We start from the raw sequence: 20,130 nt of genomic DNA on the forward strand, positions 1-20,130 counted from the left end.
AGAGGGGCGTCGATGAGAAGAGAACCGGTCGGACGCGGGGCGGCGCTGTGGGCGGCCGGGCTCGTGCTGACGCTGTCGCCGACGGCGACGGGAACGCCGCAGGCAGCGGCAGCGGCGACAGCAGGGGCGACGGCGGCGGCGCCGGCTGCCGTGGGCGGTGCGCCGCGGGCCCCGCGCACGACGGCCGCCGCCCGGACCGTCACCCTCGTCACCGGCGACCGGGTGACCGTCACCGACCTCGGGCACGGCAGGAGGACGGTCACCGTGCGCCGCCCGCCCGGGGCCACCGGTGCCGTGCGGACGCGGACGAGCGACGGCGACCTGACCGTCGTACCGGACGAGGCGCTGCCGTATCTGCGGGCCGGGACGCTGGACCGGCGGCTGTTCGACGTGAGCGGGCTTATCCGGCAGGGGTTCACGGACGCCGGGACCGACGCGCTGCCGCTGATCCTGGCCTACGGCAGGAACGCGCGGGCCGCCGTCCCGGCCGGAGCCGAGCGGATCCGCACACTGGCCAGTGTCCGAGGGGCGGCCGTCGAGGCCGGCCGGGGGCGCACCTTCTGGCGGGCGTTCACCGCTTCGTCCGGCATCGACCGGGTGTGGCTCGACGGGCGGGTGACGGCCCGTCTGGCCGAGAGCAACGCCCAGATCGGCACCCGGGTGGCGTGGGACGCGGGGCTGACCGGGAAGGGCGTCACCGTCGCCGTCCTGGACACCGGCGCCGACCTGAGCCACCCCGACCTCGCCGGCCGGGTCGACGAGGCGAGGAGTTTCGTCGACGGGCAGGAGGTCGTCGACCGCGACGGGCACGGCACCCACGTCACCTCCGTCGTCGGCGGCAGCGGTGCCGCCTCCGGCGGCCGGGAGCGGGGCGTGGCGCCGGGCGTGACACTCGCCGTCGGCAAGGTGCTCGGCGACCAGGGCTCGGGCAGCGAGTCCCAGATCATCGCCGGCATGGAGTGGGCCGCACGGGACGTGCACGCCCGGATCGTCTCGATGAGCCTGGGCACGGCGGAGGCCAGCGACGGCACCGACCCGATGGCCAGGGCGCTCGACACCCTGTCCCGGGAGACCGGCGCGCTGTTCGTCGTCGCCGCCGGCAACGCCGGCGCCCCGTCCTCCATCGGTTCGCCCGGCGCCGCCGACGCCGCCCTCACCGTCGGCGCGGTCGACGCCGACGACCACGCGGCCCCCTTCACCTCCGCCGGCCCCCGCTACGGCGACAACGCCCTGAAACCGGACCTCGCCGCCCCCGGCGTCGGCGTCCTCGCCGCCCGCTCCCACCTCGCGCCCGGCGACGGCTACTACACCGCCATGAGCGGTACGTCCATGGCGGCCCCGCAGGTCGCGGGCGCCGCGGCGCTGCTCGCCGAGGAACACCCCGGCCTCACCGGCCCCCAGTTGAAGAACGCGCTGATGTCCGGCGCACGGCGACTGGACGCCTCCCCCTACGTGCTGGGCGCCGGACGGGTGAGCGTGCCGGACGCGGTGCGGGCGACGGTCACCGCGACGGGCAGCGCCGACCTCGGCTTCCACAGCCGGCCGCGGGACACCGACGAACCGGTCACCCGGACCCTCACCTACACCAACACCGCCGCCGGACCGGCCGAGTTGCGGCTGTCGGTGCGGGGCGCCCCGGACGGGGTCGCCACCCTCGCCGACGACACCCTCACCGTGCCCGCGCACGGCACCGCCTCCACCACCGTCACCGGCGACGCCTCCCGGGCGCCGGCCGGTACGACCAGCGGGTGGGTGGTGGCCGTGGACGGGACCGGCGCCATCGTCGCGCACACCGTGTTCGGGCTGGTCAAGGAGGAGCGGTACACGCTCACCGTCCATGTCCGGGACCGCGCGGGAGGCCCGGCCCCCGCCGACCTCACCGTCCAGCGGCTCGCCGCCGGCGAGGACGCCCAGCAGGCCCGGGTGGACGACTCCGGCACGCTCGCGCTGCGCCTGCCACCCGGCACCTACGCCCTCGTCACCTTCCTCGACGTGCCCGGCGGTCACGGCCCCGACTCCCTCGGCCTCGGCTTCCTCACGGCCCCCGGGACCGTCCTCGACCGGGACCGCGACGTCACCCTGGACGGGCGCCGGCTGCGGGAGGTGGCGGCACGCGTGGACCGGCGCACCGAGACCCGCCAGCTCGTCATGGAGTACGACCGCCGGGCCGGCGGCGCCGACCTGTCCGGCGCCGTCCAGGTGCCCCTCACCTACGACAGCGTCCTCGCCGCGCCCACGCCCCGGGTCGCCCGGGGCACCTTCGAGTACCGGACCGTGTGGCGGCTGGCCGCGCCCCGGCTGGAGGTCAGGGGCGTCACCGAGGCGACCGTCCAGCCGGGCGGCACCCTCGTCGGGGGCCGCACGCGACTGCCCCTGGTGGACGTGGCCGACGGACCGGTCACCGGGGTGTCCGGCAAGGCGGTCCTCGCCCGTCTCGCCGACGGCACCGACCCGGCCGCGCTCGCCCGTGCCGCCGAGGACGCCGGCGCCCGGGCCCTGTTCGTCACGGACGACGTCCCCGGCCGGCTGACGGCCTGGTGGGGCACCGACGACAACACCGACCGGCCGCTGACGATCGCCACGGTGAACCGGGCGGACGCGGCCCGCCTGCGGGCGGCGGGCCGCGTCGACATGACCGGCAGGGCCTACCCGCCGTACGTCTACGACCTCACGCAGGGCCACCGGGGCGCGATCCCGGACCGGGACCTCACGTACGCGCCCGGCCGGGGTGAACTGGCCGCCGTGCACGTCCGGTTCCACGCCGCCGGTTCGCGGGACGGCGGCGAGTTCCGGTACTCGCTCACCGACGCCTTCCCGGTCGGACTCGGCTTCCAGGAGCGCGTCGCCCTGCCCTCCGAGCGCACCGACTACGTCTCCGCCGGACCCGGCCGGCGCTGGCAGGAGACCGTCACGGCCGCCGACGGCGCCCTGGAGGAACGCGGCGGGCTCGTCCGCTACACCGGCGGTACCCGGCCGGCACTGGACTGGTTCGGTCCCGTGTGGCATCCGTGGCTGGGTACCGGACTCGGCCGGGGCCAGGAACGCGCCGGTGACCGGATCCGGCTGGACACCCCCGGCTGGGGCGACTCCGGGCCCGGCCACACCGGCTCCGGGGACGTGTGGAGCGGGAGCAGCGGGATGACCCAGACCACCGCCGTCCGCCTGGACGGCACCCTGGCCGACCGGCGCACCGGATCCGCCGTCCAGGTCGAGGGCGCGCCCGCCGACGAGCACACGTACACGGTCGTCACCGACACCGCCCTGGACGCCGGCCGCTGGCCGCTGGCCACCCGGGGCCACAGCGAGTGGACGTTCCGCTCGGCGGCCACCCCGGAGGACCACTGGACCGCCCTGCCGCTGATCAACCTCGTCTGCCGCCCGCGCACCGGCCTCGCCGGCACCGTGCCCGGCGGGCGGCGGACACCGGTCACGCTGCACGCGGAGTACGTGGCGGACGCCCCGGGCACCGGGACGCTCGGCGACGCCCGCCTGGAGGTGTCGTACGACGCCGGCCGGACCTGGCGGCCGGTGCCGCTGGCGGGCCGGGACGCCTCCTGGCACGGCACCCTGACCGTGCCGCGCACCGCGTCCGACATCTCCCTGCGGGCCTCGGCCCACGACGACCGGGGCGGCTCGGTGACCCAGGAGATCGTCCGGGCGGTGGCGGTGCGCTGACCTACGGCCGGGGCCGTCCCCCGCGGCCGGCCCCACCTGGGCCCTCCGCGGACCCCTCGTGCGTCACGATGCCCCGCACCACTCCCAGTTCCACCAGGTCCTGTGGCCGCAGACGAAGCTGCCCCGCGGTCGCCTCCACCTGCCCGGGCCCGCGTTTGAGGATCGCGGCGGCGAGTTCCGGGGCGATCACCGAGAAATAACTGTCCGGGGTGGCCCAGGTGTTGCCGGGCGCCGCCAGCGCCAGGGCCCCGCCGGAGCCGCCCTCGCCGATGACGAGGGTGGTGACCGGCACGCGGGCGGCGGCGACCGCGCCGAACACCTCGGCGATGGCCGGGCCGGCGCCCTGCCGCTCCGCCTCCGCGTCGTTGGCGGCGCCCGGGGTGTCCACCAGGGTCAGCACCGGTGCCCCCAGCCGGTCCGCCAGCCGGATGAGCCGGGCGGCGGTGCGGTACCCGGCGGGACGGGTCGCCGCCCCGGTCTGCGCCGCGTACGCCACGGTACGGCCGTCCCGCTCGCCGAACCCGCACAGCATGCCGTCGGTGTCCGTGCCCCCGCACCGGTCGCCGCTGATGCCGGCCCGGTGGGTGAAGTAGGCGTCCAGATAGGCCCGGCAGCGCGGCCGTCGCGGCGAACGGGCCCGCCGTACGGCCTCCCAGCCGGTACCGGGCAGTCCGGCGGCACCGAGAGCGGCCGGCACGTCCGCGGCCACGACCCGCCCGCCGTCCAGGGGCGTGCCGCGGGACAGCAGCCGCAGCCACCGGCCCAGCACCTCCCGCACCTCGGCCGGCTCCACCACCGCGTCCACCGAACCCGCCGCCACCTGCGCCTCGGCCGTGTAGGCCGCCGGGTCGGCGTCCGGGGGACGCACGCGGGAGCCGGCGAAGCCCACCTGGGCACCGGGCAGGGCCAGGACGACGTCCGCGCCCGCGCCCAGCGTGGCCCAGCCGCCGCCGGTCGTCGGGTCCCGCAGGACCGCGATCTGGGGCAGGCCGGCCTCCCTGGTGAGCGCGGACTGACGGGCGACCCGCTGGAGCTGGGTCAGCGCGAGCATGCCCTCCTGCATCCGGCTGCCGCCGGTCGCGACGAGCGGCACGACCGGCAGCCGGTGCGCGCGGGCATGCGTGTACGCCGCCACCAGCCGGTCCCCGGTGCGTTCGCCGAGCGAGCCGCCCAGGAAGCCGAACTCGAAGGCGATCAGCACGGCCCGGGTGCCCGCGACGCTCGCGGTGCCGCAGACGACCGACTCCCGCTCGCCGGTGCGGCCGGCGGCGCGGGCGCGCGAGGCGTCGTAGCCCTGCCAGCCGAGCGGGCCGTCCGGCCCCGACTCCTCCGGCGGCGCGGGGAGGTCACGGAAGCTGCCGGCGTCCGTGACGAGCGCCAGCACCTCCCGCGCGGACAGCCGTTCAGGCACCGGTCAGCGCCCGCTTCATGATCTTCCCCATGTCGTTGCGGGGGAGGGCCTCCAGGTAGCGGACGACCCGGGGACGCTTGTGCGGGGCCAGCCGCCGGGCCACATGGTCCGCCAGCTCCTCGGTGCCGGGCGGGGTCCCCGGCTCCGCGGGCACGATCCAGGCCACGATCCGCTCGCCCAGGTCGGCGTCGGGTTCCCCGGTGACCGCCGCCTCCCGCACCCCCGGATGCTCCAGCAGCGCGTTCTCGATCTCACCGGCCCCGATCTTGTAACCACCGCTCTTGATCAGGTCGGTGGCCTTGCGCCCGACGATGCGGACGTAGCCGTCGGGCTCGCGCACGGCCATGTCGCCGGTGCGGAACCAGCCGTCGGCGGTGTACGCGGCGGCGGTGGCGTCGGGCCGGTTCAGGTACTCGGTGAACAGGTGGGGTCCGCGCACCTGGATCTCGCCCACGCTCTCCCCGTCGTACCCGGTGATCTCCGAGCCGTCCTCCTCCACCAGCCGCAGCTCCACGCCCGGCAGCGGCACCCCGACCGTGCCCGCCCGGGCCTCCCCGTCGGCGCGCACACTGGTGTTCATCAGCGTCTCGGTCATGCCGTACCGCTCGATCACCCGGCGCCCGGTGGCGGCGGCGATCCGCTCGTGGTCGTGCACGGGCAGCGCCGCCGACCCCGAGACCAGCAGCCGGGCCCGACCCAGCGCCCCCGCCAGCTCCGGGTCGCCGGGCAGGGCCTCGGCGATGCGGTGGTACATCGTCGGCACCCCGAACACCATGGTCGCGCCGTCGTTCAGCTCCCGGGCCACGCCCTGGGGGGAGAACCGCCCCAGGTGCCGCACCGAGCCGCCGCGCCGCAGCGGGCCCAGGACGCCCAGCACCAGCCCGTGCACATGGAACAGGGGCAGCCCGTGCACCAGCACGTCGTCCGCGGTCCACTGCCAGGCGTCGGCGAGCGCGTCCAGGGTGGTGGCCAGGGCCCGGCGGGGCAGCACCGCGCCCTTGGGCGGACCGGTGGTGCCGGAGGTGTAGACGACCAGCGCCGGGTCACCGTCCGCCGCCCGCTCCTCGGGGACGGTGCCGGTGGCGAAGGCGTCGACGTCGGTCCGGGGCAGCGCCCCGAGGACGGGCGGCAACTGGGCCCCGGGGGCGGCGAGGACCAGCGACGGCGCGCTGTCCGACAGGATGTGCGCCAGCTCCTTCTCGCCCGACCTCGGGTTCAGCGGCACCGCGGCCACCCCGGCCAGCAGCGCGCCGGTGACGGCGACGGCCGTCTCCAGCTCGGGGGTGGCCCACACGGCGACCCGTCCGGTGCCCGCCAGCCGGCCGGCGAGGGCCCCGGCGGCGCCCGCGAGCCCGCCGTACGTCAGGGTCCGCGGGCCGAACCGCAGGGCGGCCCGCTCGCCCGGACCGTCCGTCAGAGCGGGGAAGAGAGAGGACACGCGACGCACTCCTTACTGTCGACGGTGCCGACCGCCGGGGACGACAGCACCCTTCCTACACCAGACCCCGCCGGCCGACGACCGCCCTCGGACCGGTGAGGCATCCACCACATCGGCGACCACGCGCCCGCCCGCGGGGGAAGGCCAAATGGCGTGCTGGGGCCGCCCGGTGCTTGTTAGCCTCGCAGCGCGTCCGCCGATCGAACCGCCGTACGAAAGAGAGCCCGCCCGTGCCCCGCATCGCCCTGGCCACCTATGACCCCGGAGCCGAGCCGAGCAGGGACACCGACCTGCCCTTGCTGGTGCGGGCGCTCGGGGACGCCGGGGCGCGGGCGGAGGCCCCGTACTGGGACGACCCGGCGGTGGACTGGGGCGGCTACGACCTCGTCGTCATCCGGTCCACCTGGGACTACAGCTGGCGGGCCGCGGAGTTCGCCGCCTGGGTGGAGCGGGCCGGCGCGCTGACCCGGCTGGCCAACCCGGCCTCCGTGGTGCGCTGGAACAGCGACAAGCGCTACCTCGGGGAGCTGGCGGCGGCCGGCGTGCCCACGGTGCCCACCCGGTACGCGGCATCGGGCGAGCCGGCCGGCCTGCCCGCCGGGCACGACTTCGTGATCAAGCCGACGTCGGGCGCGGGCGCCCGGTTCGCCGCCCGGTACACGCCCGCCGAACACGACACGGCGCTACGGCAGCTCGCGCGGATGCACGCGGAGGGCCTCACGGCGATGGTGCAGCCCTACATGCCGGGCATCGACGTCAACGGCGAGCGGGCGCTGCAGTTCTTCGGCGGCCGGCTGCTGCACGCCAGCCGCAAGGGGGCCGTGCTGTCCCCCGGCACCCCGTACGACGCCGTCAAGGTCGCCCATCCCGGCCTGGAGCCCTGGCGGCCCACGGCCGCCGAACTCGCCGTCGCCCAACGGGCGCTGGCGGCCGTGCCCGGCGGCTCATCCGGGCTGCTGTACGCGCGGGTGGACCTGGTGGACGGGGAGGACGGCGCACCCCGCCTGATGGAACTGGAGCTGGTGGAACCCAACCTGTTCCTGTGGCTGCACCCCGGCTCGCTGGAGCACGTGACCCGGGCGATCCTGACGGCGGCCGAAGGGTAGGCCCCCGCGGCTCAGGTGACGAGTGCCGTGCGCTGGAGCAGACCCCAGGTGAACTCGGCGACCACCTCGCGCCGGGTGCCGGTCCGGTCGGGGGCGGTGAACGCCAGTCCCCACCGGGTCGGGGCCGTGCCCTCCAGAGGGCGGGCGGGGGCGAAGGCGCGGGCCGCCTCGTCCACCGTGCAGGACCAGGGCGTCAGGTCCTCCAGGGCGCGCAGGTCCGGGGCGGAGGCGTCCGGCGCCCGCACCAGCCACTCGTTCCAGACCCCGCCGTCGGGACCCACGAGCACCTCGAAGCGCAGGCCGGGCCAGAGCGGCAGGGCCCACTGCCAGGCCGCGCAGTCGACGTCGCCGAGGCGGCGCGGGAGCACGCGCTCGGGTGCGCCGAGGACGGAGCGGTAGCGCGCGGCGGCACCCCGGGCCCGGGGTGAGCGGACCATGGCCTGCCAGCGTCTGTTGGTCTCCCGCATCTGCGCGAGCGAGGCGCCCAGTTCGCGGCGGGCGTCCTCGACGAGGTCGGGGTTGTGGTCGGCCATCCGGCGCAGCAGCACCAACTGGAAGTCGAGTCGCATGGCATCCATGGTGCCCGGACCGTTCCGCCCGCCCCCGGCCATTGCCCGCACCCCCTTCCCTGACTAGCCTGTGTTCGTCATGCCGATCGTCTGTTGATATCTCGAACATCACGTGGGGATATCGCCCGCAGGCGCCTAGACCCAAAGGGAGGGGGCCGGACGTGGGACGCCTCGTGCCTGCCGTGACCCGGGCTCTCGACATTCTGGAGCTGTTCCTCGAGGGGGACGGGACACTCTCCGCCCCCGACATCGTGCGCCGCCTCCGGCTGCCGCGCACCACCGTGCACGAGCTGGTCACCACGCTCGCCGCACGGTCGTACATCGTGCCGTTGCCCGGACAGCCCGGACGGTACCGGCTCGGCGTGCGCCCGTACCAGCTCGGCAGCCGCTACGCCGAACAGCTCGACCTCGCCGCCGAGGGCCAGCAGGTGGCCCGCTCCGTCGCCGAGACCTGCGACGAGACGGTCCACGTCGCCATCCTCGAGGGCACCGACGTCATCTACATCGCCAAGGTCGACTCCACGCACGCGGTCCGGATGGTCTCCGCCGCGGGCCGCCGCCTCCCCGCCCACTGCACCTCCGTCGGCAAGATGCTGCTGGCCTCCCTGCCGGAGCCGGAGCTGGCCGCGCGGATCCCCGACGGCACCGAGCTGGCCGCGATGACCCCGAACAGCATCACCGGGCCGGCCGCCCTGCGCGAGGCCCTGGCGGAGATCCGGCAGCGCGGACTCGCGGTCGAGAACCGCGAGTCCAACCCGGACGTGTCCTGCGTGGCCGCGCCGGTCCGCGACCGCACCGGCCAGGTCGTGGCCGCCCTGTCCATCTCCGTGCCCATGATCCGCTGGAGCGAGGAGCGCCGGACCGAGCTGGAGCAGCTCGCCGTGAAGGGCGCGGCGGAGCTGTCGGAGCGCCTGGGCCACCGGAGCGGGGCATGACGGCGTACGAGGTGGCGGTGCGGGCCGAGGCGACGCTCGGCGAGGGACCGACCTGGGACCCGGCGACGGGCCGGCTGGTCTGGCTCGACATCCTGGGCATGCGGGTGCACACGTACGACCCGGTGACCGGCCGGCGCACGGTCCGTACGACGGAACAGCACGTCGGCGCGGTCAAGCCCCGGGCGGGCGGCGGCCTGGTGCTGAACCTGCGGGACGGCGTGGGTCTGCTGGACCCCGACGACACGTTCCGCTGGCTGCACCACGAGCCGGTCGCGGGCCGCCGCGCGAACGACGCCGCGGTGGCCCCGGACGGCTCGCTGTGGGCGGGCACGATGCGCTACGACGAGGCGGCGGGCGGCGGCACGCTGTCCCGGCTGACCGGGGACGGGACGGTGCGGACGGTCCTCGCCGACGTCACCGTCAGCAACGGCACCGGCTGGAGCCCCGACGGCAGCCTCATGTACTACGTCGACACCCCGACCCGCCGCGTGGACGTCTTCGACCACGACGCGGACGGCGTGCGCGACCGCCGCCTGCTCGTGGAGATCGAGGAGGGCGCGGGCTACCCGGACGGCCTCACGGTCGACGCGGAGGGCTGCGTGTGGGTGGCGCTGTGGGACGGCGGCGCGGTGCGCCGGTACACGCCCGACGGGCTCCTCGACCGGGTGATCCGGGTGCCCGCGCCGCGCACGACGGCCTGCGCGTTCGGCGGCCCGGCGCTGACCGACCTGTACATCACGACGGCACGCACGGGCCTGCCGGCACCGCACCCCCTGTCCGGTTCGCTCCTGGTGGTCCCGGGAGCGGGCCAGGGCCTGCCGCAGCCGGCGTTCACGGGCTGAGCCCGCCCGGCGGCGCCCGGCAGTGCCCGCCGGCGGCGCTCGGCGGTGGGCACTGCCGAGCAGGGCGCCGTCGCTCACTCGTGTGCGGCGACGCTCTTCGCCGGGGCGGTCGCACGGGCGCGGACCGCCTCGATGTCGTCGGGGCGGCGGAGGGCGCGGGAGAGGGCCCCGATCTCCTGGAGCAGGCCGGTGGTGTCGGGCCCGGTGGCCGGTTCGGGCGGTGCCGGCGTACGGGCCCCGGCGCCGACGGCGTCCAGGATGCTCACCGCGGCGGCCAGTGCCCGGGCCCGCTCCGGCGGATGTCCGAGTCCGAGGGCGGCGTCGTAGGACCGTCTGCCCAGGCCGGTGTCGATGTGCCGGGCCAGGGGCAGCAGCACGTCCCGGATGAACGTCTCCCGCCGGGTGAGCCGGAGTTCGGGGGTGGCGCGCAGCACGAACGGCACGCCGTCGCCGCTCGCGGCGCGCATCAGCCGGTACAGGGGCCGCAGTTCACGGTGGGCGAGCCGGACCCGCCAGCGGTCGCGCAGGTACTGCCCGGCGTGCGGCAGGATGAAGCCGACCGCGATGAGGATGGCGGACAGCGCGGCGACCGGCGGGGCCAGGCCGGTGCTGAGCCAGTCCAGGTCACGGCCGCACCAGCGGGCGGTGACGGCGGTCAGCTTGGCCGCGTCGAAGACGAGGTTGAGGACGTAGCCGGCGCCCAGGAGTTCCAGGCCCCACCGCAGCCAGGCGTCCAGGCCCTCGCCGCGTACCCAGTTCCAGACGAGGCGGGACGTGATCAGGCAGGCCGCGGCGTGCGCGAGGAGGTAGAGCAGGATCTCCTCGCGCATGAACGGCGTGGTGGCGTAGTAGGTGTCGAGGTCGCGCACCCGTTCCTCGGGGGCGTCGGCGAGCAGGAAGAGCGTCCACAGGGCGGCGATCACCCCGGAGTACACCGTGATCACCCAGCGCGTCGCACGGCGGGTGGCGGCCGAGCGGTCGGACAGGCCGTTGCGCCAGGTGATGATGAGCAGCAGGCAGGAGCCGCAGAACGCGGTGATCAGCGAATAGCACCAGGGCGCCGAGATGTTGGGCACGCCGGTCAGCCGGTTCACCCCGGCGATGGTGGAGGGCGTGCAGAACACGAACACCGCGCAGGCGAGCAGCAGCAGTCCGCCGACCGCGCGCAGCAGCGGGTCCCGCCACAACCGGATGATCGAGGGCAGCTTGATCACCAGGGCGGTGGTGAGCACGGCGGTGGGGATCCAGAAGGAGATGTAGAACTCGCCGAGGAGTCCCGCGGGATCCAGCGCCAGCGGGGTCACCGCGTGGCTCCACCCGTCCCCGCCGCTCGGTCCGCCCGCGGGGCGCGCCCCGTGCGCTCACCCGCCCGCTCCCCTCCGCGGTAGCCGAGGGAACGCTGGACGGGGTCGAGGGGGAGGTCGCGGGTGCGGGAGAGACGGTGCCGGAACAGGGTGGCCAGCCGGTGTCCGAAGTCGTCGGCCTCGGCCTCGTCGGCCTCCCGGGAGCCGTCGCGGGCGGCCACCGTGAGGGCCGCCTCCCGCCAGCCGGGTGTGCCGGCGAGCGCGCGGGCGGCGGCGGTCCCGGCCAGGTGGTGGTGGCGGTGTCCGGCGTGCAGGTGCCACAGTTCGTGGCCGAGGATGACCAGTTGCTGCACGGCTTCGGCGCGTTCCTCGACGATGACCAGGTCGAAGTCGGTGAACTCCACCCACAGTCCGGTGACCTCGATCTCGTCGGGGAACCGTTCGAACCGCAGCTCCACCGGCCGTCCGCCGCGCAGCGCGCTCGTCTCCTCGCACAGCGCCAGGCACAACTCCCGTACGTCATGGGGTTGTCGCGGCCGGGCGCGGACGGCGGTGGCCAGGTCCCGGGCGAGGGAGCGCATCGCGGAGCGCGGACGGGGGCGCCGCAGGCGGGCGGCCAGGCGTGCGGTTCCTTCTCGCGCGCCGCCGAAGCTCATCGGTCTCCCTTCCCGTCCGCGGTGTCAGGCCGGTCCGAGCGTACGCGTCCGGGCGTGTCCGCGTCATGCGATCCGGCGACCGTCGCCCCACCCGGAACGATCTGTTCCGGCGTGTGGCCGGATGTGGTCAGACGGGCGTGACCGGCACTCCGCCCGACGCCGCGCCCAGCAGCGTCAGCCGCACCGACCCCGGCCCCGACAGCGTGGTGAACTCCGAGAGGACCGCCAGCGCGAGGGTGTTGGTGCCCCGGGTGCGCAGGATGCCGTTGGGCAGGACGAAGGTGTGCTGCGGGCCCACGTTGTTGATGTACTGCCCCAGGTTCCAGCCGTTGAGGAAGATCTGCGCACGGTAGGCGCGGTACGGGTCGTCCTCCAGGGTCAGCCCCACGGAGGCGTCGACGTCGGCCGGCACCGACAGCCGGAAGGCGGTCCGGTACCAGGTGACGCCCTGCCGTCGCACGGCGCGCGGGAAGGTCACCTTCTCCCAGTCCCGGTCCTGGAAGCCGGGCAGGTGCCAGCCCTCCCGCTCCCCGTACAGACCGCCGTTGTTCATCGGCCCGCGCACCGGGTCGGGCGCGCCCTCGCCCTGGATGCGCCACCGCACCCTCGGGGACGCGCCTTCGAAGGTGACGGCCGTCAGTCCGCGTGCCGCCTTGTGCGTGTCGAGGGACCTGCCGTCCTGGTCGTGCTGCATGCGCCGGACGAGGACGGACAGCACGTGCCGGCCGGGGGAGCGCAGCCGCGCGCGCACCGGGAAGACCGCCGTGTCCGTCCAGGTGCCCTTGCGGATCGTCACCTCCTTGTCGGGTACGGGCATGCGGTGGGTGCCGAGCGGTTCGCCGTCCAGCCAGGCCATCAGCAGGCCCTGGGTGCCGGTGCTGTAGGCGAGCGAGACCTCCTCGACGCCGGTGGTGCCGGTGAGCGTGCCCCGGTACCAGACGTCTCCGTAGTGGAAGCCGTAGTCGTCGGCGAACAGCACCGGCTGCCCGGCCGGGACGGCCGTGGTGCTGTACGACGACGTCCTGTCCGCGGCCCGCCACTTCGAGTCGTCGAAGCCGGGGCCCGCCTCCGGGTTCTCCGTGCGCATCCGCCAGCCGCCCAGCTCGGGCAGCCGCACCTCGGGGACGGCCGGCAGCACACCGGTGGTCTTCACGCTGCCGGAGAGGGTGACCCGGGTGGCCTGCCTGCGCCCGTTCCACACCAGGGTGTCGATCCCGCGCGGACCCCACACCTCCAGGCCGGCCGCCTCGGTGAGGTCACCGGTCAGACGGACCTCGGAGCCGCGCACCTCGGCGTGGCGCAGCAGGGCCGGCCCGTACACGAGCAGGGTGCCGGACGGGGTGTCGTACGGGAAGAGGCGGAGGCTGGTGGCGTCGTCGGCGAAGAGCAGCAGCAGCGGGGTGTCGGTCTCGCCCTTCCGCACCAGGACCCGGGTCAGGCCGGCCTTCCCGAGCGGGGCGTTCACGTGGAGTTCGTCCCGGTCGTAGACCCAGGCGGCCTCCGGGTCGAGCCGCTGCACGTACGGCTCGGCCGGGCACCTCAGCACCAGCTCGGCCATCTCGCCGCGCCGGCCGGCGAACACGGCGATGTCCTGGCGGCCCGCCGTCAGGCACAGCATCGGCGCGGCGGTGGCGTACTTCAGGGTCCGAGCGCCCAGCGGCAGCCCCGTGGTGAACAGCTTGGCGTCCTTGCCGGGCACGGTGATCCGCAGGCGGCCGGCGTCGGTCGGCAGGTCGGTGGTGACGTCGTCCGTGCCGTCGTTGCGGGCGACGTACACATGGGTGCCGGTGTGCCGGTCGGTGAGGTGGTAGACCTTCAGGCCCTCGGCCCGCACATCGGCCGCCCGGTCCAGCCCGGCGAAGGCGGGCACGCGTTGCAGCAGGTGCCCGAGCTGGTGCAGCGGGGCCGTCTTGGCGGTGACGTTGCGGCCCTCGTCGATGGCGGCGCCGTAGTCGTACGAGGTGTAGACGACGGGTGCGGGCAGCCAGCCCCACGACGTGCCGCCGAAGGTCATGTACACGTTGTGGAGGGTGAGCCCGTTGGCGAGGTTGGTCAGGTAGAAGCGGCGCTCGTAGGCCGCGTCGCGGGTGCGCCGCGACTCGGCGTACCCCTTTCCGTCGAACCAGGCCCCGCCCCACGGGTCGAACCAGCCGCCCCCGAACTCGGGCACGAACCCGGGCGTGGACGGCGACGCCGTGGACCCGCCCTTCGGCCCGCCGGGCCCGTAGTGCCCCCAGTCCGGCGGGGTCTGGGAGGGCGAGGGATACCCGTCGAACCCGTACAGCCAGCCGTCCCGTTCCCCGCCGGTGTCGAACGACCCGGGCACCCAGTACCCGTTGCGCCCCTTGTCGTTGTGGAACAGGGGTACGTCGATCCCGTCGGCCCGCACCTTCCGGTACAGGTGGGACATGTAGTTCCGGCCGGCGGCCTCGCTCACATGGGCGTCGTACTCGTTCTCGATCTGGTAGAGCAGGACCGTCCCCGTGCCCCGCGTGAACAGGTGCTCGCGGGCGATCCGGTTCACCTGGCCCAGCCACTCGTCGACGTGGGCGAGATAGGCCGGGTCGTCGGTGCGGGCCGTGCCCTTCGCCGCCGTCAGCCAGCCGGGGAAGCCGCCGCCGTCGACCTCGGCGTTGATGTACGGGCCCGGCCGCAGGATGACGTACAGCCCGGTCTCGGCGGCCGTGCGCAGGAACAGGCCGAGGTCCCGGACGCCGGTGAAGTCGTACCGGCCCGGCGCGGGGGAGTGGTAGTTCCAGGCCACGTAGATGCTCACCGCGTTGAAGCCGTGAGCCCGCATCTTCTGGAGCACGTCCCGCCACAGGGAGGGGCTGGGCAGCCGGAAGGGATGCATCTCCCCGGACCACACCACCAGCCGCCGCCCGTCCACGAGCAGCGAGCGGCGGTCGTGGCCGACGGTGTGCCGGACACCGTCCGCGCCCGGCGGGGCCGGCGCCGGGCCGGCCGGCACACCGCCGCCCGCGTACGCCGAGGGCGCCCCCGGGCCGCCGCTGCCGCCCATGGCGAGACCGAGCGCGGCCGAGCCGGTCAGGGCACTGAAGGTACGTCTGCTGAGCGCCAAGGTGGATCCTCCCGGGCGATCTTACGGGGCGCGGGTGCGGCCATTCTGCACGGGAGGACGCCCCACAATGGACGCATGAGGATCTCGGCGCGGGCGGATTACGCGGTACGGGCGGTGCTGGAGCTGGCCGTACGGCAGGGTGACGGCCCGGTGAAGGCCGAGCAGATCGCCGCCGTACAGGACATCCCGCACAAGTTCCTGGAGGGCATCCTGGGCGACCTGCGGCGGGCCGGGATCGTGGACAGCCGGCGCGGCGGGGGCGGCGGCTACCGGCTCGCCGGGGACGCGGCGGCGATCACCGTGGCGGACGTCATCCGCTCGGTCGACGGCCCGATCGTCTCGGTACGCGGCGAACGCCCGACCGGCCTCGCCTACACCGGTACGGCCCAGCCCCTGCTGCCCCTGTGGATCGCCCTGCGCGCCAACGTCCGCCGCGTCCTGGAGGGCGTCACCCTCGCCGACCTCGCCGCGGACGCCCTGCCCGAACCGGTCCGGGCGCTCGCGGCGGAACCGGCGGCCTGGGAGAACCCCTAGGAGTCCCGCCGCTCGCCCGACCGGGGGACGGGCGGGTTTCCCCCTGCGGGCGTCCGTCGTTGGGCTCGGCATGATCAGGAAACTCGCCTGCGCCTCCGTCCTCGCCGTCGCCCTCCTGGCGTCCGCTCCCGCCGCCGAGGCGGCCGTGCAGCCCGTCCCGTCCGCCGGTGTCCCCGGCGCGCCCCTCCTCCGGGGCCTCCTCGGCGCCCTGGAGCTGGGGCACCCGACCGCCTCCCCGCAGACCCTGGTGCCCCTGGGCGTCCTGGGCGGGTGAGCCACGGCCCGGACGACGTGAAAACCCCGGTGTGAATGGCCGGAGTTCACCCTGCCGGGCCGGGTCGGGGCTTCCTACGATGCCCACGCCTCCCTCCCCGCTTCACAGGTGACGCACAGATCCTTCACCTGGGGGCGGACACCGGGGGGAGGCTCACCCCCCACCCGACGACCCGGGAGAAACCATGGCTGGTGGCCTCCTCCTGAGCGGTGCCGTGGCCGCTCTCCTCACCACCGCACTGCCCGCCCAGAGCCCCTCCTCCGTGTTCGACGACCCGCCCCCGGACAAGATCGTCATCGACGTGGCGACGGTCAACGGCTCGGGCTGCCCGGCCGGCACGGCCGCCGTGGCGGTCGCACCGGACAACACGGCCTTCACCGTCACCTACAGCGCCTACCTGGCCCAGGCCGGCGGCAACTCCGACCCCACGGCTTTCCGCAAGAACTGCCAGCTCAACCTGGTGGTCCACGTCCCCCAGGGCTTCACCTACGCGATAGCCAGCGCGGACTACCGCGGCTTCGCCTCGCTCCAGCGGGGCGCCACGGCCACGCAGAAGGCGTCGTACTACTTCCAGGGCTCCTCCAGCACCGTGCCCCGGACCCACCCGTTCAACGGCCCCTACAACGACGACTGGCAGGCCGGCGACTCCACCGACTGGGCCCAACTGGTCTGGGCGCCCTGCGGGGTGCTGCGCAACTTCAACATCAACACCGAGCTGCGGGTGAACGCCGGCACCGCGGCCCCCGACAAGGTCAGCTTCATGACGATGGACTCGACCGACGGGGACATCAGCACGGTGTACCACATGGCCTGGAAGAACTGCCCGAAGGCCTGACGGGAGCCGCACACCAGGGAACCCGCGGCCCCGGACGGGGCGCGGGCTCCTCGGGTCACTTCCCGGCGTGGCCGACGAAGGCCGACCAGGCGGCGGGGGAGAGGGCCAACTGGGGGCCTTCCTCGGCTTTGGAGTCGCGGATGTGGATGGTGGTGGGGGTGTGGGCGACCTCGATGCAGTTGTCACCGGAGCCGCTGCTGTAGCTGCTCTTGAACCACGCCAGTTCGGGGTTGCTCATAGGTCTCCTCGAATCCGCTGCAACAGGCTCACGGAGTCCGCGATGGTGAGAGCCTGCGAACGAATCCTGGCATACCTGCTCTGGAGTGTGCTGATCACCTTCACATCGGAGATGAACTGACCGCTCTCCTGTCCCTCGCTGTACGCGAACCACTTGTTCTTCGGGGTCTCCAGCAAGGCGATCGGCCCGTGCAGTCCTGCGTGTGACCTCTGAAGGAGCGGCATGACCTGGATCTCCACGTTGCGCAGTTGCGCGATGTCGAGGATGCGGTCGACGGCGTCACGCGTGACCGCCACGCCACCTGTGTGGCGGAGGAGGGCGTGCTCCTCGATGATGAAGTTGAACGCGGTGTTCGGCCGTTCCCGCAGCAGGCGCTGACGTTTTGCTCGGGCGGCCCATGTCGCCTCGATCTGAGCATCGGTCAGCGGAGGCAACTCGTCGGCGAACAGTTGGCGTGCGTACGCCTCCGTCTGCAACAGGCCGGGGATCATCCTGCACTCGTAGTTGAAGAGGTGGATGGCGGCCTTCTCCAGCGCGGCCCATCGCTGGAACCATGAGGCCAATCCCGGTTGCCGCACCAGATGCCCCGCCGCCCTCCGCAGTGCCCCCGTGTTTCCCAGCACCCCTTCCGCCGCCTCGATGAAGTCCGCGTCCGGCATCCGACGGCCCAGTTCCACCGAGGCGACGGTGTGTTTGGAGTATCCGACATGCCGGCCGAGTTCCTCCCGGCTCAGCCGGTGATACTCCCGCAGCGCTTGAACGACCGCCCCGAACGTCCGCATGCTGTCCGACGACTCCGGCTCGCTGCCCGCGCGACCATCGACCACCTCGGTCACCTCCCGGCACCCATAGTCACGTTCGGTCACCGGTACTGTCCAGTGCGTCACCGCGTACGCTCCCGCAGCGTACGCGGCCCGACCCTGGTGAAGTGCCTGCCCTGAGGCCCACATTGGTCCCATGACAGCACCACCGGTCCGTCCGCCCACGCTCACGCAACGTCTCAGCCCCACTCCCCGAGGCGCTCGCCTGGCAAGGCGGCTCGCGCTCGCCCAACTCGACGACTGGGGCATCCCGCCCGACTCCGGCACGGCCGAGGCCGTCGCCGTGATCGTCGCCGAGCTGGCCGCCAACGCCGTGACCCACGGGCGCGTGCCGGGGCGCGACTTCGAGCTGCGGATCGCTCTCGTCACCGGAAGTGTCCGGATCGAGGTCAGTGACACTCTCGTCGAACGGCGCCCGCCCGATCCGGGGGACGTACCCGAGCCCGCGTCCCTCGCGGAGACGGGGCGTGGGCTCGTGCTGGTGGACGCGCTGGCCGACCGGTGGGAGGTGGTCGACCGCGAGCCGCCGGGCAAGACCGTACGGGCCGAGGTCGATGTGCCGCGCTGGCTGTCCATCGCTGCCACCGGCCTGAACCACCGGCCCGACGGCGCGTCCGCCTGATCGGAGCGAAGCCCTATCCGGTCTGGCCGATGCCCGCCGCGTTCGGCCAGCTCTGGGCGTTGGGCCAGCCCGTCGCGGGGGCCGGGGTCAGGCCCGTGGCCGGGGCCGGGGCCGTCATCCCGCGGACCTGGGCCGCGGTGAGCCCGCCGCGGGCCGGGACACCGGGCGGAGTGGGGGCGGAGGCGGCATACGCCGCGGGGGCCAGGGGCGCGGGTGCGGGGGCCGGTACGGGCGTGGGAGCCGGTGCGGGCGTGGGTGCCGGTACCGGAGTGGGGGCCGGCACGGGAGTGGGGGCGGTGGGGGGCACGGGTGGGGGCGCCGGCGTGGGCCGGGGGGCCGGGGTGTACGCCGGCTGGGGGAGGGAGGCCGCCGCCGGGAGCGGGGTTCCCGTGGCGGGCGGCGGTACGGCGGCCGGGAGCGGCATGCCCGTGCCGGTGGCCGGGGCGGGGACGGCCGGGGCGACCCCCACGCCCGTGCCGGCGGCCTGGGCGGCCAGTCCCGGCAGACCCGCCCCGTTGGTCTCGCTGACCAGCCGGTCCACCGCCGCCGTACCCGAGCTGTAGCTCATCCCGGCGCCCGGCCCGGGTACGGCGGCTCCCCTCCTGGACCCGTAGAGCACCTGTTCCAGGCCGGACACCAGGCGACGCACGTCGACCTGGGGGCGCACCACGAGCCGCAGGAAGCGGCTGGAGGATCCGATCTTGTTGCCGCATTCGCGGACCAGGATCCGGTGCTCGGTGAGCATCCGGTCCCGGACCACCGTGCCCTCGGCGCCGACGGGAAGGCGGACGAAGAGGAAGTTGCCCTGGGAGGGGTAGACCGTGAGGCCGGGGAGCGCGGAGAGCCGGCCGGCCATGTCCAGCCGGTCGCGGCGGACCTGGTCCAGGCTCTGCGCGTACTCGGGCCCGTGCTCCCGCAGCATGAACACCACGTGCTCGGCGAGGGAGTTGAGGTTCCACTTCGGCAGTCTGGAGCGGATCCTGCCCGCGAGTGCCGGGGTTGGCGACGAGGTAGCCGAAGCGTACGCCGTGCAGGCCGAAGTTCTTGCCGAGGCTGCGCAGCACGACCACGTTGGGGCGGAGCACGGCCTCCTGGACGACGCTCGGCTCGGGCTCCGCGTCGGCGAACTCCAGGAAGGACTCGTCCACGATCACCAGGTCGAGGTCCGCCATGGCGTCCATGAACTCCACGACCTGCCGGCGGTGCAGATAGCCGCCGTCGGGGTTGTTCGGGTTGCAGACCACCGCGACCCGGGTGCCCCGGGCGCGGATGAACTCGGCGTACCGGCCGAGGTCCAGGGCGAAGCCGTTCGCCTCCTGGAGCGGGAACATGTCGACCCGCTTGCCCGTCTCCATCGGCTGGTCGGTCCAGCGGCCGAAGGTGGGCACCGGGATCGCCAGGGACTCGCGGACGAGGAGGTGGTCGATCCAGGTGATCAGTTCCGTGGAGCCGTTGCCCATCGCCACGCACTGCGGGGGCAGCCGGAGCAGACCGCACAGTTCCGCGGTGATGGTGTCGGTGCTGCTCGGGTAGTACGTGATGATCTCGCGCAGCCGGGCCCCCATCTCCTCGAACATGGCGGGGGTGGGGAAGTACGGGTTGCACGGGATGCAGAAGTCCACCGGGCCCGACCCGTCGCTCTCCCGCGTCAGCGCCGCCATCGAAGGGCTGTGCGCGGCGGCGTCGCGGAACAACGAGGTGACGTTGTCAGGCAAGGGAACCTCCGTCCGGGGGTGGCCCGTGCGGGGGAGCACGGGCCGCCCACTGGTACGGAGGTGGCGTCAGTGG

17 protein-coding genes and 1 pseudogene are annotated in these 20,130 nt (G+C 74.5%); 8 read left to right on the plus strand and 10 right to left on the minus strand.

From position 1 onward, the window contains the following. Positions 1–12 precede the first annotated feature (12 nt). Entirely contained in the window at positions 13–3,675 is a 3,663-nt protein-coding gene (locus D9753_RS24425; RefSeq protein ID WP_121788944.1) for a S8 family serine peptidase, read from the plus strand. Position 3,676: 1 nt separating this feature from the next. Here the strand turns inward: D9753_RS24425 and D9753_RS24430 are convergent, their stop codons facing one another. Together D9753_RS24430 and D9753_RS24435 are read right to left on the minus strand one after the other, a co-directional pair. After that, complete coding sequence (locus tag D9753_RS24430) at positions 3,677–5,086, minus strand: carboxyl transferase domain-containing protein (RefSeq protein WP_205614245.1); 1,410 nt, start codon at positions 5,084–5,086, stop codon at positions 3,677–3,679. After that, entirely contained in the window at positions 5,079–6,524 is a 1,446-nt protein-coding gene (locus tag D9753_RS24435) for an acyl-CoA synthetase (RefSeq protein WP_121788945.1), read from the minus strand. The genes D9753_RS24430 and D9753_RS24435 overlap by 8 nt, the downstream gene beginning before the upstream one ends. Positions 6,525–6,754: 230 nt before the next feature. Here D9753_RS24435 and D9753_RS24440 point away from each other — a divergent pair, with 230 nt between their 5' ends. After that, positions 6,755–7,630 (plus strand): ATP-grasp domain-containing protein, encoded by an 876-nt coding sequence (locus D9753_RS24440; RefSeq protein WP_121788946.1) that lies wholly within the window; start codon positions 6,755–6,757, stop codon positions 7,628–7,630. A gap of 11 nt (positions 7,631–7,641) precedes the next feature. Here D9753_RS24440 and D9753_RS24445 read toward each other — a convergent pair whose 3' ends face one another. After that, a complete protein-coding gene (locus tag D9753_RS24445) occupies positions 7,642–8,199 on the minus strand; it encodes a hypothetical protein (RefSeq protein WP_338057989.1) in 558 nt (185 codons plus the stop codon). Positions 8,200–8,360: 161 nt separating this feature from the next. On the opposite strand from D9753_RS24445, the gene D9753_RS24450 reads away from it, so the two are divergent. Both D9753_RS24450 and D9753_RS24455 read left to right on the plus strand, forming a co-directional pair. Beyond that, complete coding sequence (locus D9753_RS24450; RefSeq protein WP_121788948.1) at positions 8,361–9,134, plus strand: IclR family transcriptional regulator; 774 nt, start codon at positions 8,361–8,363, stop codon at positions 9,132–9,134. After that, positions 9,131–9,976, plus strand: coding sequence for an SMP-30/gluconolactonase/LRE family protein (locus tag D9753_RS24455; RefSeq protein WP_121788949.1), 846 nt, complete (start codon positions 9,131–9,133; stop codon positions 9,974–9,976). The genes D9753_RS24450 and D9753_RS24455 overlap by 4 nt, the downstream gene beginning before the upstream one ends. Before the next feature lie 74 nt (positions 9,977–10,050). On the opposite strand, the gene D9753_RS24460 is transcribed toward D9753_RS24455, so the two are convergent. From D9753_RS24460 to D9753_RS24470, 3 genes are all read right to left on the minus strand, one after another. Beyond that, positions 10,051–11,280 (minus strand): MAB_1171c family putative transporter, encoded by a 1,230-nt coding sequence (locus D9753_RS24460; protein WP_121788950.1) that lies wholly within the window; start codon positions 11,278–11,280, stop codon positions 10,051–10,053. Then, entirely contained in the window at positions 11,277–11,936 is a 660-nt protein-coding gene (locus tag D9753_RS24465; protein ID WP_240468275.1) for a toxin-antitoxin system, toxin component family protein, read from the minus strand. The genes D9753_RS24460 and D9753_RS24465 overlap by 4 nt, the downstream gene beginning before the upstream one ends. 127 nt (positions 11,937–12,063) lie before the next feature. Then, entirely contained in the window at positions 12,064–15,018 is a 2,955-nt protein-coding gene (locus tag D9753_RS24470; protein ID WP_121788951.1) for a beta-galactosidase, read from the minus strand. A gap of 75 nt (positions 15,019–15,093) precedes the next feature. On the opposite strand from D9753_RS24470, the gene D9753_RS24475 reads away from it, so the two are divergent. The 3 genes from D9753_RS24475 to D9753_RS24485 all read left to right on the plus strand — a co-directional run bounded on the left by D9753_RS24475 (position 15,094) and on the right by D9753_RS24485 (position 16,661). Next, on the plus strand, positions 15,094–15,552 hold the full coding sequence (locus D9753_RS24475; protein WP_121788952.1) for an RrF2 family transcriptional regulator: 459 nt from the start codon (positions 15,094–15,096) through the stop codon (positions 15,550–15,552). 70 nt (positions 15,553–15,622) lie between these two features. Beyond that, positions 15,623–15,826 (plus strand): hypothetical protein, encoded by a 204-nt coding sequence (locus D9753_RS24480; RefSeq protein WP_121788953.1) that lies wholly within the window; start codon positions 15,623–15,625, stop codon positions 15,824–15,826. A 184-nt stretch (positions 15,827–16,010) separates the two neighbouring features. Beyond that, a complete protein-coding gene (locus tag D9753_RS24485) occupies positions 16,011–16,661 on the plus strand; it encodes a DUF4360 domain-containing protein (RefSeq protein ID WP_121788954.1) in 651 nt (216 codons plus the stop codon). 55 nt (positions 16,662–16,716) lie between these two features. Here D9753_RS24485 and D9753_RS24490 read toward each other — a convergent pair whose 3' ends face one another. Both D9753_RS24490 and D9753_RS24495 read right to left on the minus strand, forming a co-directional pair. Continuing rightward, a complete protein-coding gene (locus D9753_RS24490) occupies positions 16,717–16,899 on the minus strand; it encodes a DUF397 domain-containing protein (RefSeq protein WP_121788955.1) in 183 nt (60 codons plus the stop codon). Continuing rightward, the gene (locus D9753_RS24495) at positions 16,896–17,726 is read right to left on the minus strand and encodes a helix-turn-helix domain-containing protein (protein WP_240468493.1); all 831 of its coding nucleotides are present in this window, start codon (positions 17,724–17,726) and stop codon (positions 16,896–16,898) included. Before D9753_RS24495 ends, D9753_RS24490 begins: the two co-directional genes overlap by 4 nt. Positions 17,727–17,856: 130 nt before the next feature. Between D9753_RS24495 and D9753_RS24500 the strand changes: the two genes are divergently transcribed. Continuing rightward, positions 17,857–18,342 carry an ATP-binding protein gene (locus D9753_RS24500; protein ID WP_121788956.1) on the plus strand — a complete coding sequence of 162 codons (486 nt, stop codon included), beginning with the start codon at positions 17,857–17,859 and terminating at the stop codon, positions 18,340–18,342. A 13-nt stretch (positions 18,343–18,355) separates the two neighbouring features. Here the strand turns inward: D9753_RS24500 and D9753_RS39395 are convergent, their stop codons facing one another. Together D9753_RS39395 and D9753_RS39400 are read right to left on the minus strand one after the other, a co-directional pair. Then, positions 18,356–19,264 carry a hypothetical protein gene (locus D9753_RS39395; protein ID WP_163010777.1) on the minus strand — a complete coding sequence of 303 codons (909 nt, stop codon included), beginning with the start codon at positions 19,262–19,264 and terminating at the stop codon, positions 18,356–18,358. 64 nt (positions 19,265–19,328) lie between these two features. Further along, positions 19,329–20,003, minus strand: a pseudogene (locus D9753_RS39400) (aminotransferase class I/II-fold pyridoxal phosphate-dependent enzyme); the annotation flags it as partial. Between the last annotated feature and the right edge of the window lie 127 nt (positions 20,004–20,130).

This window comes from Streptomyces dangxiongensis, assembly GCF_003675325.1.
Taxonomy (GTDB): Bacteria; Actinomycetota; Actinomycetes; order Streptomycetales; family Streptomycetaceae; genus Streptomyces; species Streptomyces dangxiongensis.